The organism is Janthinobacterium salmonicoloratum (genome assembly GCF_051380845.1).
Taxonomy (GTDB): Bacteria; Pseudomonadota; Gammaproteobacteria; order Burkholderiales; family Burkholderiaceae_D; genus Janthinobacterium; species Janthinobacterium lividum_F.
In genome coordinates this window covers 1,022,345-1,037,258 of sequence record NZ_JBNYXV010000001.1, presented here as the reverse complement: position 1 = coordinate 1,037,258, position 14,914 = coordinate 1,022,345, and the positions used below count along the sequence as shown (strand labels likewise).

At 63.5% G+C, this 14,914-nt stretch carries 10 protein-coding genes; 4 read left to right on the top strand and 6 right to left on the bottom strand.

Annotated elements, in window-relative coordinates:
• Positions 1–4: 4 nt before the first annotated feature.
• Positions 5–1,087 (top strand): OmpA family protein, encoded by a 1,083-nt coding sequence (locus ACQ4WY_RS04810; protein ID WP_436503049.1) that lies wholly within the window; start codon positions 5–7, stop codon positions 1,085–1,087.
• A gap of 116 nt (positions 1,088–1,203) precedes the next feature.
• Here the strand turns inward: ACQ4WY_RS04810 and ACQ4WY_RS04805 are convergent, their stop codons facing one another.
• A complete protein-coding gene (locus ACQ4WY_RS04805; RefSeq protein ID WP_436503048.1) occupies positions 1,204–1,596 on the bottom strand; it encodes a hypothetical protein in 393 nt (130 codons plus the stop codon).
• Entirely contained in the window at positions 1,568–4,273 is a 2,706-nt protein-coding gene (locus tag ACQ4WY_RS04800) for a M1 family metallopeptidase (protein ID WP_436503047.1), read from the bottom strand. The genes ACQ4WY_RS04805 and ACQ4WY_RS04800 overlap by 29 nt, the downstream gene beginning before the upstream one ends.
• Positions 4,274–4,535: 262 nt before the next feature.
• On the opposite strand from ACQ4WY_RS04800, the gene ACQ4WY_RS04795 reads away from it, so the two are divergent.
• Positions 4,536–5,159, top strand: coding sequence for a glutathione S-transferase family protein (locus ACQ4WY_RS04795; protein ID WP_353656433.1), 624 nt, complete (start codon positions 4,536–4,538; stop codon positions 5,157–5,159).
• 59 nt (positions 5,160–5,218) lie between these two features.
• On the opposite strand, the gene ACQ4WY_RS04790 is transcribed toward ACQ4WY_RS04795, so the two are convergent.
• From ACQ4WY_RS04790 to ACQ4WY_RS04775, 4 genes are all read right to left on the bottom strand, one after another.
• Entirely contained in the window at positions 5,219–7,366 is a 2,148-nt protein-coding gene (locus tag ACQ4WY_RS04790; protein ID WP_436503046.1) for a prolyl oligopeptidase family serine peptidase, read from the bottom strand.
• A gap of 178 nt (positions 7,367–7,544) precedes the next feature.
• Positions 7,545–8,195, bottom strand: a complete 651-nt coding sequence (locus tag ACQ4WY_RS04785) for a hypothetical protein (RefSeq protein ID WP_436503045.1) — start codon at positions 8,193–8,195, stop codon at positions 7,545–7,547.
• Positions 8,196–8,198: 3 nt separating this feature from the next.
• Positions 8,199–8,843, bottom strand: coding sequence for a DUF4304 domain-containing protein (locus ACQ4WY_RS04780; RefSeq protein ID WP_436503044.1), 645 nt, complete (start codon positions 8,841–8,843; stop codon positions 8,199–8,201).
• Between the two features lie 177 nt (positions 8,844–9,020).
• Positions 9,021–10,652: a CehA/McbA family metallohydrolase gene (locus ACQ4WY_RS04775; protein ID WP_436503043.1), complete on the bottom strand. Its 1,632-nt coding sequence runs from the start codon at positions 10,650–10,652 to the stop codon at positions 9,021–9,023.
• Between the two features lie 390 nt (positions 10,653–11,042).
• On the opposite strand from ACQ4WY_RS04775, the gene ACQ4WY_RS04770 reads away from it, so the two are divergent.
• Both ACQ4WY_RS04770 and nirB read left to right on the top strand, forming a co-directional pair.
• Positions 11,043–12,350 carry an MFS transporter gene (locus ACQ4WY_RS04770; protein ID WP_436503042.1) on the top strand — a complete coding sequence of 436 codons (1,308 nt, stop codon included), beginning with the start codon at positions 11,043–11,045 and terminating at the stop codon, positions 12,348–12,350.
• Positions 12,351–12,360: 10 nt separating this feature from the next.
• Positions 12,361–14,913 (top strand): nitrite reductase large subunit NirB, encoded by a 2,553-nt coding sequence (gene nirB / locus ACQ4WY_RS04765; RefSeq protein ID WP_436503041.1) that lies wholly within the window; start codon positions 12,361–12,363, stop codon positions 14,911–14,913.
• Position 14,914 lies beyond the last annotated feature (1 nt).

Sequence of the window (14,914 nt, the reverse complement as noted above, 5' to 3'; positions counted from 1 at the left end):
TACCATGACTCCCTCACTGATACCGACGATGACTCCGATGATGAAACTGATACCGCTCGCCAGCCTGCTGGCCATGGGCCTGGCCCAGGCGGCCACGCCGACCCTGCCAACGGCGCCGCTGGCCATGCCCCAGCTGCGCATCAGCGACCAGGCTGTCTCTGCCGACCAGCAGGCTTACCGCCTGCTGCAGGAACGCATCAAGAAGCTCAACGACGGCGGCGTGCGCGTGGGCGACTATTACCTGTCCAAGGCGCAATGCTGGCTCGACGTGTCTTTCCACGAATACACGCGCAACGACCGCTCGGTCTTTCCCCTGCAGGCGCTGCAGGAATCGGCCAAGATCGTTGCCGCGCTGGAAGACGGCAGCACGTCCAATCCCGGCGACGCCACGCCGCTGGTGAACGACGCCACGCGCCTGCGCGACGATCTGTGGGCCAGCTTTGGCAAGCTGCGCGAGTCGCCCGGCTTCGCCTGCGCGGCGCAAAAGGTGGCGTGCGGCGAAGTGGAATTGGTGCATGCTGGCAACGAATACAAGCAGCAGGGCTGGCGCCACGCGAATCCGTATGTGCAGCTGGCCGAGGATGCGCAGGCGGCAGCCCAGTCCGCGGCAGCCGCGTGTCCGGCTGACAAGCCGAAACCGCAGCCGCAGCCGGAAATTTTGCCGCCGCGCATAGAGCATGAACGCATCACGCTCGACATGGACGCCTTGTTCCGCTTCGACAAGGCTGGCGCGGCCGACATGTTGCCGCAGGGCGTAGAGAAAATCCGCGCACTGGCGGCACGCCTGAAGCAGGGCTATGTGCAGATCGATACGCTTTCCGTGACGGGCCATACGGACCGCCTGGGTACGGACAGCTATAACCAGGCCCTGTCCGAGCGGCGGGCCTTGACGGTGAAGCAGTTGCTGCGCGAGCAAGGCATCGCGAATGTCATCAGCGCGTATGGCAAGGGCAAGGCCGAACCCGTCGCCGCCTGCGAGAAGGTGGCGCCGCGCGCCGCGCTGATCGCCTGTTTGCAGCCGAACCGCCGAGTGGAGATCGAATTGACGGGTGTCAAGCGATCGGTGAAGGAGGGCGCCGCACCTTAGCGTTACGTCATAAGCCGGTCATATGGCACTGCTATGATGCTTTTGTTGGCACACAGCATGCGGTGCGCAAATCACTACGTTCCGGGAGCGATAGGATGCAGGCATGACTCAACAGCTTAGCCGGTGAGCTCAACCATCGGCACCAGACAGGCTGGCGCAGCGTGAAATTGCTGCGATGGCAAGGCATGCAGGGTAAAAGCGGGAAAATGCAGGGGCTTTAATGAAGTCCTAAGCCTGCCAGGCGGAAGGACTGGCATAGTGGATACATGGCGCACGGAAACCCCGAGCGCAAGGTTGCCGGACACCTCAATGACCGGCACGATTTCCACTTTTTCATGTGTTTCCCGTTTTATCCCTGCGCTCTGAAACAGCGTTTCAACCGGCTGCCGCGACTTGCGAAGCCGGTTTTTTTTGCCCGGATTTTTGTACAGGGCTGGGAAATGCCCGGCGCCGTAGTACTGCGGCGCCGGGCGCAGGCGCTTAGCCCGCTTGCTGCGCCAGCCACGCATCGACGGCGGGCAGGCGCTCGGTACGTACCTTGATGCGGTACTTGATGCCGGCCACGGAACTGTCGGCGTCGCCGCGCGCGCCGGCCGGCAGGTTGGCCTGCGCATACGCTTCCAGCTTGGTGATCATTTCCGGCTGCGCCGAACCGGCCGCCAGGCGCGGGAAGTAGCGGCTGCGCGAACTGGCGTCGATGCGCGCATTGACTTGCTCCAGGTGCGCCAGCGCGAAGTCGAAGGCCAGTTCCGGGTGCCTGCGCGAAACGCGCGAGATCATGGCCGGGCTGTTGGTCACGCCCGGTTCATCCGTCAGCGCCAGCGCCAGCGCCCGCTGCGCCAGGGCCGTATCGTCGGTCGAGGCCAGCAAGTCGTACAGCTGGTTCTTGACCAGCGGCGTCTTTTCCTGCTGTGCCTTGGCGTACAATTGCTCCCAGGTGGCGGCGTCCGCATGCTGGGCCACCACGCCCAGGATGGTGCGGCGCAGCGGCGCTGGCATGGCGGCAGCATTTTGCTCACCGGCCTGCTCGCTGGCTGCGTAGCGGCGGCGCGCTTCGGCAATCACGCCGGGCTCGCCCATGTCGCCGAGGATGGAAATCAGGCGGCCGCGCAGGGTCGCCACGCTGGACGCTTCGCCGGCGCGCGCTTCCCAGCCCGTCTGCGCCATCATCGGCGCCAGGCGCGCCATGGCGAAGCGGCCGAAAGCCTGCTGGCGCGCGGCATCGCCGGCGTACTGTTCATACAGGCCGTTCAGCGACCCGGCCACCCGGCCCAGCACTTGCGGGTCGGCCGACAGCGGCGTGGCCTTCACCAGTTCCAGGAAGCCGGCCGGGTCTTGCAAGCCCGCCATGCCCAGCGACTGGCTGTCCGCCAGCAAGCCCAGTTGGTCGATCGGCGCCAGGTGCGCGAAGCTGCCCGCCAGCGCGCGCGTGCCGGTTGGCGCGTACAGGGTGCGGTAGTAGCCGCTCTGGCCCGCGTTCACCAGCAGGGCGCCGCAGCCGGGCACGTTCAGGGTGGCCTTGCCATTCTTGAGCACAACCTTGGCCAGCTTGCCGTTGCCGACCGTCGAAGCGATCACCGGCACTTTCCACGACAGCGGCTTCTTGTCCGGCTGGTCCTTGGAAAATTCCGTCTGCGTCAGGGTCACGCGCGTGCGGCCCTTCCTGCACACGGCTTGGCCCACGGTGATCATCGGCACGCCCGGCTGCAGGGTGAAATCATGGGCGATGGCGCTGACAGGCTTGCCGGCGGCCGCATCGACTTCGCGCCACAGGTCGTCCGACACCGTATTGCCATACGCATGCTTGCGCATGTAGCTGCGCACGGCCGTGCGCCACGTGTCTGCGCCCACGTACGCTTCGAGCATGCGGATCACCGCTTCGCCTTTTTGATAGGTAATGCCGTCGAAGGCCTGGCTGGCCTGTTCCACGGTGGCGATACGCTGCACCACCGGATGCGTGGTGCGCAGGGCGTCCTGGCTCATGGCCGATTCGCGCCCGCTCACGTTGGACAGGGCCGTGTTCCATTCCGGGTGCAGACGCTCCGTGGTGCGGCTTTCCATCCACGACGCAAAGCCTTCGTTGAGCCACAAATCGTCCCACCAGCGCATGGTGACCAGGTCGCCGAACCACTGGTGCGCCATTTCATGCGACAGCGTGGTGTAGATGTTTTCCTTGTCAGTCTGCGTCGAGATGGTTGGGTCGAGCAGCAGGCCGTATTCGAAGGTGAAGACGGCGCCCCAGTTTTCCATGGCGCCGAAGAACTGGCTGCGGCCCGGCGCGGCGATGTTGTCGAGCTTGGGCAGCGGGTAGCGCACGCCGAAATAATCGTTGTATTCGCGCAGCAGGGCGCTTGACTCGTCGAGCGCGAAGCGGCTTTGCGCCAGCGCGCCCTTCTTCGTGATGACGCCCACTTCCGTGCCGTCGGCCATCTTTGTCGCGCGCTCGAAGTCGCCCAGACCGAAGAACAGCAGATACGTCGACATGCGCGGCGTGGTGGCGAAGTACACGTGCTTCATGCCATTGCCAAGTTCTTCGCTGCTGGCGATCGGCATGTTACCGACGGCCATCTGGTTGCTCGGGACGACTACGTCCAGCGCGAAGGTGGCCTTGTAGTCCGGTTCATCCCACGACGGCAGCATGCTGCGCGCGTCGGAATTTTCGAACTGCGTGTACAGCGCCCGCTGGCGCCCTTGCGGCGTGTCGTAATCGAGCGAGAACAGGCCCGTGGCCTGCGTGCCGATCTTGCCGGTGTAGTCGATGCGCAACAGGTACTCGCCCTTTGCCAGGGGCTCGGCGAAATGCACGGTGGCCGTCTGCTTGTCCGCATCGATATCGATCTTGCGCGTCACCTGCTTGCTGCCGCCCGCGCCTTCGATGGCGGCGGCGGCAAACGCCAGGTTCAAGGCATTGAAGGTGATGCTGGCCGTTGGCGTGTCGACCGCCACCTTGATGGCGGCTTCGCCCTTGAAGGTCGAGGCGGCGGCGTCCGGCTTGATCGACAGGATATAGTGCAAAGGCGTGACGCCGCGCGGCAGCTGCGTGGTGGTGCCAAGGGCGTGGCTGGCCGACGCGTATTTGGCGGCGGGTGCGGCCTGGCCTGGGATGACGGCGGTGACGGCGGTCAGTGCCAGGACGGCGGCGGCCAGTTGGCTGCGGCGGAAACGCGGAGTCGGTGTGCGATGCATGGTATGCCCTTGGTTCATGAGTAAAACGCCCGCCAGCCGGGTAGGCTGCGAGCGTTGATGGCGGTTGGGGGACATCGCTGGAACTGAAAGCCAGCGTTCCCGTACAGCAATCTAAGTGGAAATTGGGGCAAAGTCAACGCGCCAGAGCTGCCGCACCATGACGGTGCGCTGGTATGATGGGCGCCTGACTGCCTTGCCACAGGCTGGGGCCGCAGCTGATTGTCAACCACCATCCACCACTACAACGAGACGAGACCTGCACATGAAACTGTTTATCAGCCCTCGCACGCCCAATCCACGCCGCGTTACCATGTTCATCGCCGAGAAGGGCATTGCAGGCATCGAGGAAGTGGCGCTCGACCTGATGGCGGGCCAGCACCGCGATCCCGCCTTCCTGGCAAAAAACCCGCTGGGCCGCGTGCCCGTGCTGGAGCTGGCGGATGGACGCGTGCTGACCGAGACGCGCGCCATCTGCACTTACCTGGAAGGCTTGCAGCCGCAGCCGAACCTGATGGGCGAAGGTTTCGAGGAGCGCGCCTTCATTGAAATGGCCGACCGCCGCGTGGAACTGCATCTGTTCAGCGCCGCCGCCAACTGGGTGCGCCACGGCCATCCGGCCCTGGTGGCGCTGGAAAACCCGCAGTTTCCCGACTTCGCCACGGCGCAGGCGGGCAAGCTGCGCGAGACGGCGCAATGGCTGGACCAGGTGCTGGCCCAGCAGCCCTACATCGCCGGCGAGCGTTTCACGATTGCCGACATCACGGCTTTCTGCGCACTGGAATTCGCGCGCGGCCTGATGAAGTACCGGCCCGGCGCGGAAGGGCTGCAGCATTTGCAGGCCTACCGTGACCGCATCGCCGAACGCCCCAGCGCGCAGGCGAAGTAACTGCCTGAGGGCGGGCAGGTCGGATTAGCGGCCACGCCGCGTAATCCGACACCACCACTTTACTTCAGCTGCTCCAGCAGGAAGGTGTAGGTCAGCGCCCACATCAGTGCCTGCTGGTCGTTGTTGGCGGCGCCCGCATGGCCGCCTTCCGTGTTTTCCCAGTACAGCACGTCGTGGCCTTGCTCTTCCATCTTCGCCACCATCTTGCGCGCATGGCCAGGGTGGACCCGGTCGTCGCGCGTCGAGGTGGTCAACAGCACGCGCGGATATTTCTTGTCCTTGAAGACGTTCTGGTACGGCGAGTACTTGCTGATGTAGGCCCATTGTTCCGGCACGTCCGGGTCGCCGTACTCTCCCATCCACGAGGCGCCCGCCAGCATCTTGCTATAGCGGCGCATGTCGAGCAGCGGCACCTGGCTGACGACGGCGTTGAACAGATCGGGACGCTGCACCAGCACGGCGCCCGTCAGCAGGCCTCCATTGCTGCCGCCCATGATGCCCAGGTGGCGCGGGCTGGTGACCTTGCGCTTGATCAGGTCCTGCGCCACCGAGATGAAATCGTCATACGCGCGCTGGCGGTTTTCCTTCAATGCCGCCTGGTGCCAGCGTGGGCCGAATTCGCCGCCGCCGCGGATATTCGCCAGTACATACACGCCGCCTTTTTCCAGCCAGGCCACGCCGGTGGTGCCGCTGTAGCTTGGTTTCAGCGACACTTCGAAGCCGCCGTAGCCATACAGCACGGTGGGGTTGCTGCCGTCGAACTTCGTCTTCTTGCCCATGATGGCGAAATACGGCACCTTGGTGCCATCCTTCGACGTCGATTCGAACTGCTCAACCTTGTACGGCGCCGCGTCGTAGTAGGCGGGCAGCGACTTGATTTTTGTCCGCTTGTCGCTCTGTGCCGTGGCCAGGTACAGGGTGGTCGGGTTAAGGAAGTCGGTCACCGTCAGGAAGTATTGGTCCGAGTCGACGGGATCGAGCGCGCTGACGGCCAGGGTGCCCAGTTTCGGCGCATCGACGGCGCGGCGCTGCCACTTGCCGTTCACGTGGCGCAGTTCCGTCAGGCGGTTCTTGACCTTGTCCAGGGTCGTCACGAGGATGGCCGATTTCGTCGCCGTGACATTGTCCAGCGAAGACGTGGCCGTGGGTGCGTACAGCACTTCCAGCTCCTGCTTGCCCTGCATGAAGGCATTAAAATCCGTGGCCAGCAGCGAACCTTGCACATAGGTCTTGCCGTTCACTTTCCAGTCCGAGCGCAGGGTGATGATCAGTTGGTCGCGCACGGTGAAGGCCGTCGCGTCGTCCGGTTTCGGCACTTTCTTCAACTCGGCGCCGTCGCGCAGGAACATTTCGCCGCTGTAGAAATCGATTTGCCGCTCGATGAACTGGTGTTCGTGGCCGGGCGTGAAGTCCTTGTAGGCGCCCGCGCTCAGGTCGTCGGCTTTCGCTTCATACAGCGTGTGCGCCTGCGCCAGCGGCGTGCCGCGCCGCCACTCTTTGACGATGCGCGGGTAGCCCGAGCTGGTCATCGTGCCGGGGCCGAAATCGGTGGAGACTAACAGGGTATCCTGGTCGATCCAGCTGGCGCTGCCCTTCGCTTCGGGCAGGCTGAACCAGTCGTCGCTGTCCTTCGCTTCCGGCAGGATGAAGCCGCCGTCGACAAAGGCGCGTTTTGCCACGTCGTACTCGCGCACCACCTTGGCGTCACCGCCGCCGCGCGACAGGGAAATGAGGCAGCGTTCGCCCTTCGGATACAGGCAGGTCGCGCCGCCCCAGACCCAGTTTTCATTTTCGCCGGCGGCCAGCTGGTCGAGGTCGATCACGGTTTCCCAGGTCGGTTCGGCTTGCTGGTACTGCGCCAGGGTAGTGCGGCGCCAGATGCCGCGCACATGCTGGGCGTCGCGCCAGAAATTGTAGTAAAACTCGCCTTCCTTGCTGACGTAGGGAATGCGTTCCTTTGAATTGAGGATGGTTTTCAGGCGCGCCTGCAGGGCGGGGAAGCCGGGCTGGGCTTCCAATTCCTTGGTGGTGACGGCATTATGCTGTTTGACCCAGGCCAGCGGCTTGTCGCCAAGGACTTCTTCCAGCCACAAATGGGGATCGGCCGGCGCAGTGGAAGCGGCGGGCGTGGGTGCTTGTGCATGGGCAATGCCCACTGCGGCCAGGCCGAGCAGCATGCTGCTGGCGAAGGTACGATATGACGACATATAGGGTTCCTGGTTGGTCCGATGGAGGCCGCGTTGCAGGCAAAACGGCGCAGCCATGGTGCCATGGATTGCTGTGAGGAACCAGTGTCTGTGGACGACTACTTAAAAAATAGTTACTTTTCCAATATTGTTTGCTGGAATGGAAGCAAGCCGCAGAATCTGCGGCGTGTTGTGCCCTTCAGCATACGCCGGGCCCAATCAGGGAGGTCACGGTGAGCCGTGTCTTGTCGACATCGCCGCCGTCAGGGTGATAAATCCACAATGCCTCGTTGTCGCGGCTGTCGATGAACAGGATGCGCGTGTTTTCCTCGCCGATGGCCAGGCAAGCCGCAAGCTCGGCGGGGCTGAACGGTGCTGCCTGCTTCGAAGCTGCTCCCGCCGCTTGCTCCAGGGCTTGCGCAAAGCCTGCCAGCTGCCTGACTGCCAGATACCTGGTTCCATCCACATCGACCTCTTTGCACAGCGCATCCAGGCTGTACAGCGTGAAGGGATCTTCATCGCTGAAAACCGCAACGTCGCGCCGCGACTTTCCGCTGTGGAGGTGATCGAGATAGGCCTGGGGCAGGGCCACTTTTTCCCTTGCCAGCAATTTTTCCAGCTGCTTGCCGCTTTTCTTCGCGACCTTGGGGGCGACGGCTTCGGAAGCCTGCGCTGTCCAGGCGACTGGATTGAACTGGAATATCCTTGAGCATGCGGGGCAGTGCAGGAACATGAAGGTCATGCTCTTGCCGAGGGCCGATTTCAGAAAAGCGCCATCGGCTGCATCGAGTGCGCTGCTGTCAAAATGATGGCCGCAGGCGTCGTGGTAGGGGCAAGTGATCTCTGTCATGGTTCAGATTGGTGTCGTATTGAAGTAGTGTTCCATACGCAAAGCGATCTCCTCTTTTTCTTGCGGATAAGATGCCTTGGGGTTTCTTTCCCAGTAGGCCATGCCTTCGTTCAAGGCCCATAAGGCTTTTACCTGATTGCCCGCCATCAGGTAAAAATCGCATGCCCTGGCATGCGAGCCTTGCGCTTCGACAAGGGCCTGGGCCGCATTTTCCCAGTTGGACCGGTGGTCGAGCCAGGGAATGGCCAACTCCAGCAGATTGTCCCGCAGGCAGGCCATGACTGTTGCTCGATGGGACGGATCGACGAGCTGGTGTTCTTTGTCCTCCTTGCCATCGATGACAGGGGATTGCCAGTTCGGGATATTCCAGTCCGCCACGCCGCCAACGATATTGTTGACAGGTTCATAGCCGTAACGCGCCTTGTGCCACGATGTGTAGGAACTGGACGACACCTGATAGTGGCTCCAGAATGCCACGCAGACATGCTCTTCGTTGTATCGGTTGGCCTGGAAATGGATGGCCTGGACGAATTCGTTCTGTGTGCGCTTGAAGGTCAGCTGGCCTGGCGAGAACTTGAAGCCCGCTGCGATCAGCGGCTCCAGCAAGAACGCTTCAATACTGGCGATGATCAGCGCTTTTGGCTTCATTCCGTTTCCTGGCCTTGGTCGGTTGCGCCGCCTTGTTGTCAAAACGGCGCTGCCATGTTGCCATAGATCAGTGCCAGCGTACGCTGCGGCGGGCAATCGTGCGAGGGAAAACCTGCATTTTTGCGATCGACTGGGTGACCGAACTGACGGCCCGGCATCCCGCCACCTCTGTCACCATCACGGCAATTGATTGACCCACACGGGCGCCGACCAGACGAGGTTGCCATCGTCCTGCGTCAGCCGCGCGTAATAGAAATGGGGGCCGGGCGCGGGCGTGAAGGTGACCTCGGCCTGATCCGACACTTGTGTGACGGAGCCGTTGCTTCCCGGCACACCGTGGAAAATGGCGACGGCCGCCGCTTGCCGCCCAGCGCTGTTGCTGAAGCTGATGGCCAGGTGCAAGGGACCGTGGTTATCGAAACGCTCGCCCATCAACTTGCCATTGGCCGTCAACAGCAGCTGCGCGTGCTTGTCCATGGTGGCAAACACGCGGCGCGCGCGCAGCGCTTCAAGGAAGCTGTCGCGTGAAACGGGCATGCCGGCGGCCGGGCTGGCCACCAGCACGGCCGTGCGGTTGCCATATGACGCGCCCCAGTTGGCGCAATGATTGTCCTGGTTGCTGCTGAAGGCCACGTGGTAGCCGGCCGCCAGGGCCTGGTTGCAAGCCGCCTCGTAATTGCTGCGCCGCGCCTCCGTTTCCTGGTCGTTGGTGGAAAAGGCGGACGTATTCATCACTTCGCACAGCACCATGGCCGCGTTGCCGTCCGGCGTGTAGCCCAGCGGCTGGCCATCGACGAGAAACTGGCCCGTTTGCGCCGGGTGGTTGAACTGGCCAAGCCAGCCCCGCTCGCGCATCAGCGCGTACAGGCCCGCGTAATCGCCCTTCGGCGTCTCCACATCGGCCAGCAGCTGGTCCTGGGCATTTCTTTCCCAACCCAGCAACTGCTCGCTATTGAAGATGTTCAGGTGGCCGCCCTTGTTGATGACGCCCCATTCCATGCCGTACAGGGCCAAAAATCCCGGGTGGGCGGCCGAATACGCGGCCGCTTCGGCCAGGCCCGTCTGGTACAGGGCTATCGCTTCGGCAGGGGTGGCAGCGCCATTCGTGCCGTCGGAACCGTCATACATATGGTTGTGCTCGGAAGTCAGCAAGGCGTCGAGGCCATGTTGCTGCGCATATTGATAGGCGTCGATGGGGCCGTAGGGCGCCGTTTGCGGGTCTTGCGCGCCATGGCAGGCATCGAGCGCCGCACCGCCATCGCTGTGGCGCGTCTGGCTGTGCAGGTTGGCGTAGACGATGCGGTAGCCGGGCTGGCCTTCCAGGTTGGGCAGTTGTTGCAGGCCGGCCTGGAAGGCGGGCACCCTGGGCGCTGTGCTTGCGCGCCGCTGTACCTGGATTTGCCATTGCTGTTCCACCAGCGCTTCCTGCGGCGTGCCGGCATCGGCCATGGCCAGCAGGCGCAACTGATACAAACCGTCCGGCGCCAGCATGCGCCGTCCGCGCGCATCGGCGTCGGCGTGGCCATCCCAGGGCAAGTTCACGCTCTGGCCGCCAGCGCCCACCTGTTTCGTGCCCGACCAGTGCCGTAGCACGGCGCCTTGCGGCCCAGGGCCGGACAAGGTCAGGGTCCAGCGCACCGCATGGGTGCGGCCTTCGTCGGGATAGGCGAGGTGCAGGACAAATGTGCGCGCCTGCGTTGTCCGTGCACCGGCCGCGGCGCGAAAGGGCGCGACGACCGTGGCATCGAGCTCGCTGTGTTCCTTCGGCGCTTGCGCGGCGGCAGTGTTGCTCCACGTAAGGAGCAGCACGCCGGCACATATGCAAGCGAGCCAGGGTGACCAGGGTGGCCACAGTCGGCGGCGCCGTGTCTTGAGCATTGAGGCCTCTCGCTACTGCTGCAAATATACTTTAGATAAGATATGCCATTGCTGGTTCCCGTATGCACCAGCAAGTGGCGCGCTTGCACCGCGAGGTGACATGATCTGGCGCAAAGCAGCTGTCAATGGCGCTGCCTGCCCCTGGAGAAGCTGGCACGGCGCTTGCTACACAAGAGATACGGATCAACGGCGATCCCCTGAATAAACGCACAACGGTCCAACGACGGACCACATGGACAACGGCGTCCGCCCAGGCTGATCTTGCATCGGCTGGGGCGGGCGCCGTTTTGTTTTATCAACGGGATATTTCGGGAACCTATCATGGCCAGCCAAAAAGCAACGAGCATCGCGCTCTTCTCCCTCGCCACGCCGCCGATGCGCGCATTCCACCTGACGTGGATGGCATTTTTCGTGTGTTTCTTCGCCTGGTTCGCCTGCGCCCCCCTGATGCCTGTCATCAAGGGCGAGTTCGGCCTTTCCTTGGCGCAAGTGGCGAATATCAATATCGCGGCCGTCGCCATCACCATCCTCGTGCGTCTGATCGTGGGGCCATTGTGCGACCGCTACGGCCCGCGCAAGACCTATACGGGCTTGCTGCTGCTGGGCGCCATTCCCGTGCTGGGCGTGGCCGCGTCGCAAAGCTATGAAAGCTTTCTGTTCTTCCGCCTGGGTATCGGCGCCGTCGGCGCCAGCTTTGTCATCACGCAATATCACACCTCCGTGATGTTCGCGCCTCGCGTAGTGGGGACGGCGAATGCGGCCGCCGCGGGCTGGGGCAATGCGGGCGGCGGCGCGGCGCAGGCGCTGATGCCCTTGCTGCTGGGCGCCGTCGTGATGATGGGCGTGTCCGAATCGCTGGGCTGGCGCATTGCCCTGCTGGTGCCGGGCGTGCTGATGCTGGTGATGGCCGTGCTGTACTGGCGCTATACGCAGGATTGCCCTGAAGGCAATTACTCGGACTTGCGCGCTGCCGGCACGGCCATCGAAGGTGGCAAAGGTGGTGGCAAAAGCGGCGGCTGGGCCAGCTTCAAGGCGGCAAGTGCAAACTATCGCGTCTGGCTGCTGTTCGTCACGTACGGCGCCTGCTTCGGCATCGAAATTTTCATTCACAACATCGCCGCCGTGTACTACGTCGACCATTTCGGCCTGTCCTTGAAATCCGCCGGCCTGGCCGCCGGCAGCTTCGGCTTGCTGGCCCTGTTTGCCCGCGCCCTCGGTGGCTGGATGTCCGACAAGCTGGCCCTGCGCGGCAACCTGAACAGCCGCGTGACCCTGCTGTTCATGCTGATGATCGGCGAAGGCGTGGGCCTGCTGTGGTTTGCGAAAGTCGACAGCGTCACGTACGCCGTCATCGCCATGCTGGTCTTCGGCCTGTTCACCCACATGGCTTGCGGCGCCACCTACGCGCTGGTGCCCTTCATCGACAGCAAGGCGCTCGGCGGCGTGGCCGGCATCATCGGCGCGGGCGGCAACGTGGGCGCCGTGGCGGCCGGCTTCCTGATGAAGGGCACGGGCGACATCCGCCAAGCCCTGATCATCCTGAGCGCGCTGGTAGTGATCTCTGCCCTGTGCGCCATCGCCGCCCGTTTCACGGGTCTGGCGGCCGAACCGAACATGGCCGCGGCCTGAGGAGACAAGCATGAACCACCCCTTGAACATCGTCGTCCTTGGCCATGGCATGGTCGGGCACAAATTCCTCGAACGCCTGGCCTTGGAAAATGCGCCGCACCTGCATGTCACCGTGCTGTGCGAAGAGCCGCGTCCCGCCTATGACAGGGTGCACCTGTCGGAATTTTTCAGCGGCAAATCGGCGGAGGACCTGTCGCTGGTGGCGCCCGGTTTCTTCGACAAGGGCAACGTCGTCCTGAAACTCAATGCGCGCGCCGTGTCCATCGACCGCGCGGCGAAGACCGTCACCGCCAGCACGGGCGAAGTGCTGGCCTACGACAAGCTGGTGTTCGCCACCGGCTCCACGCCGTTCGTGCCGCCGCTGCCGGGCAAGGAGAGGGATGGCTGCTTCGTCTACCGCACCATCGAAGACCTGGAAGCCATGCTGGCCTGGGGCGCCAAGTCCACCACGGGCGTGGTGATCGGCGGCGGGCTGCTGGGCCTCGAATGCGCGAAGGCCTTGCGCGATTTGAAGCTCGACACCCACGTGGTGGAATTCGCGCCGCGCCTGATGGCCGTGCAGGTCGATGAAGGCGGCGCGCGCGTCTTGCGCCGCAAGATCGAGGAACTGGGCGTGACCGTGCACACGCAAAAAAATACGCTGGCCATCGTCGATGGAGAAGCGGCCACGCACCGCATGCAGTTCGCCGACGGCAGCCACCTGGAAGCGGACATGATCGTCTTTTCAGCCGGCATCCGCCCGCGTGACGAACTGGCGCGCGCCTGCGGCCTGGACGTGGGACCACGGGGCGGCATCGCCATCGACGACAGCTGCGTCACGTCCGACCCGGACATCTACGCCATCGGCGAATGCGCGCTGTGGGGCGGCTTGATCTTTGGCCTGGTGGCGCCCGGCTATGAAATGGCGCGCATTTGCGCGCGCCATCTGTTGCAGGAAGAGGGTGAAGCCTCGTTCAAGGGCGCCGACATGAGCACCAAGCTCAAACTGATGGGCGTGGACGTGGCCAGCCTGGGCGACCCGCACGGCAATGCGCCCGGCAGCCGCTCCTACCAGTTCACGGACGAACGCAAGCAGATATACAAGAAGATCGTCGTCTCCGATTGCGGCAAATACTTGCTGGGTGGCGTGATGGTGGGCGACGCCAGCGAATACGGCACCTTGCTGCAGATGATGCTGAATAAAATCGAGCTGCCGGAATTCCCCGAGTTCCTCATCCTGCCGCAGGCCGACGGCCAGCAAAAGGTGGGACTGGGCGTGGACGCCTTGCCCGAGTCGGCGCAAATCTGCTCGTGCAACGACGTCTCGAAAGGCGCGCTGTGCGCGGCCGTCGCCGAGGGCGCCACCACCATAGCCGCCCTGAAAAGCTGCACCAAGGCCGGCACGGCATGCGGCGGCTGCGTGCCACTGGTGACGCAGATCATGAAGGCGGAAATGCAGAAGCAGGGCCTGGCCGTCAACAACCACGTGTGCGAGCATTTTGCGTATTCGCGCCAGGAGCTGCACCACCTGGTTAGGGTCGGCAATATCCGCAGCTTCGGCGCGCTGCTGTCCGCGCATGGCCAGGGTCTCGGTTGCGACGTGTGCAAGCCCGTGGCGGCGAATATCCTCGCCTCGTGCTGGAACGATTTCGTCCTGTCTCCCATACACGCCAGCCTGCAGGACAGTAACGATTATTTTCTCGGTAATATCCAGAAGGATGGCAGCTACTCCGTCGTGCCGCGCATGCCGGGCGGCGAAGTGACGGCCGACGGTTTGATCGCCGTGGGTATGGTGGCGAAAAAATACGGTTTATATACCAAGATCACGGGCGGCCAGCGGGTCGACCTGTTCGGTGCGCGCGTCGATCAATTGCCGGCCATCTGGGAAGAACTGATCGCGGCGGGCTTCGAGTCCGGCCACGCCTACGGAAAATCGCTGCGCACGGTGAAATCGTGCGTCGGCTCTACCTGGTGCCGCTACGGCGTGGCCGACAGCGTGGGTTTCGCCATCCGCCTGGAAAACCGCTACAAGGGCTTGCGCACGCCGCACAAGATCAAGTTCGGCGTCTCCGGCTGCACGCGCGAATGCGCCGAGGCGCAGGGCAAGGACATTGGACTGATCGCCACGGAGAAGGGCTGGAACCTGTACGTATGCGGCAATGGCGGCATGAAGCCGCGCCATGCGGAATTGCTGGCGTCCGACCTCGATGAGGACACGCTGGTGCGCTATGTCGACCGCTTCCTGATGTTTTACGTGCGCACGGCCGACCGCCTGCAGCGCACCAGCGTGTGGCGCGACAACCTGGAAGGGGGCCTCGATTACCTGAAAGCCGTCGTCGTGGCCGACCGCCTGGGCATCGCCCATGAACTGGAAGCGGACATGCAGCACGTGGTCGATACCTATGCCTGCGAGTGGAAGGAAGCCGTCTCCAACCCCGCCGTGCGCCAGCGCTTCCGCCATTTCGTCAACAGCGAGAAGAACGATGAAAACGTGGTGTTCGTGGAAGAGCGGGGCCAGATCCGGCCCGCCACCGAGATTGAACGCCGCAGCACCGTGATCCCCATCCTTGCCGTGGAGGCGTGAG

Coding starts and splice junctions, on each gene's coding strand:
- ACQ4WY_RS04810 (WP_436503049.1), top strand. CDS start 5: ATGACTCCCTCACTGATACCGACGATGACTCCGATGATGAAACTGATA.
- ACQ4WY_RS04805 (WP_436503048.1), bottom strand. CDS start 1,596: ATGCGTGGCTGGCGCAGCAAGCGGGCTAAGCGCCTGCGCCCGGCGCCG.
- ACQ4WY_RS04800 (WP_436503047.1), bottom strand. CDS start 4,273: ATGCATCGCACACCGACTCCGCGTTTCCGCCGCAGCCAACTGGCCGCC.
- ACQ4WY_RS04795 (WP_353656433.1), top strand. CDS start 4,536: ATGAAACTGTTTATCAGCCCTCGCACGCCCAATCCACGCCGCGTTACC.
- ACQ4WY_RS04790 (WP_436503046.1), bottom strand. CDS start 7,366: ATGTCGTCATATCGTACCTTCGCCAGCAGCATGCTGCTCGGCCTGGCC.
- ACQ4WY_RS04785 (WP_436503045.1), bottom strand. CDS start 8,195: ATGACAGAGATCACTTGCCCCTACCACGACGCCTGCGGCCATCATTTT.
- ACQ4WY_RS04780 (WP_436503044.1), bottom strand. CDS start 8,843: ATGAAGCCAAAAGCGCTGATCATCGCCAGTATTGAAGCGTTCTTGCTG.
- ACQ4WY_RS04770 (WP_436503042.1), top strand. CDS start 11,043: ATGGCCAGCCAAAAAGCAACGAGCATCGCGCTCTTCTCCCTCGCCACG.
- nirB (WP_436503041.1), top strand. CDS start 12,361: ATGAACCACCCCTTGAACATCGTCGTCCTTGGCCATGGCATGGTCGGG.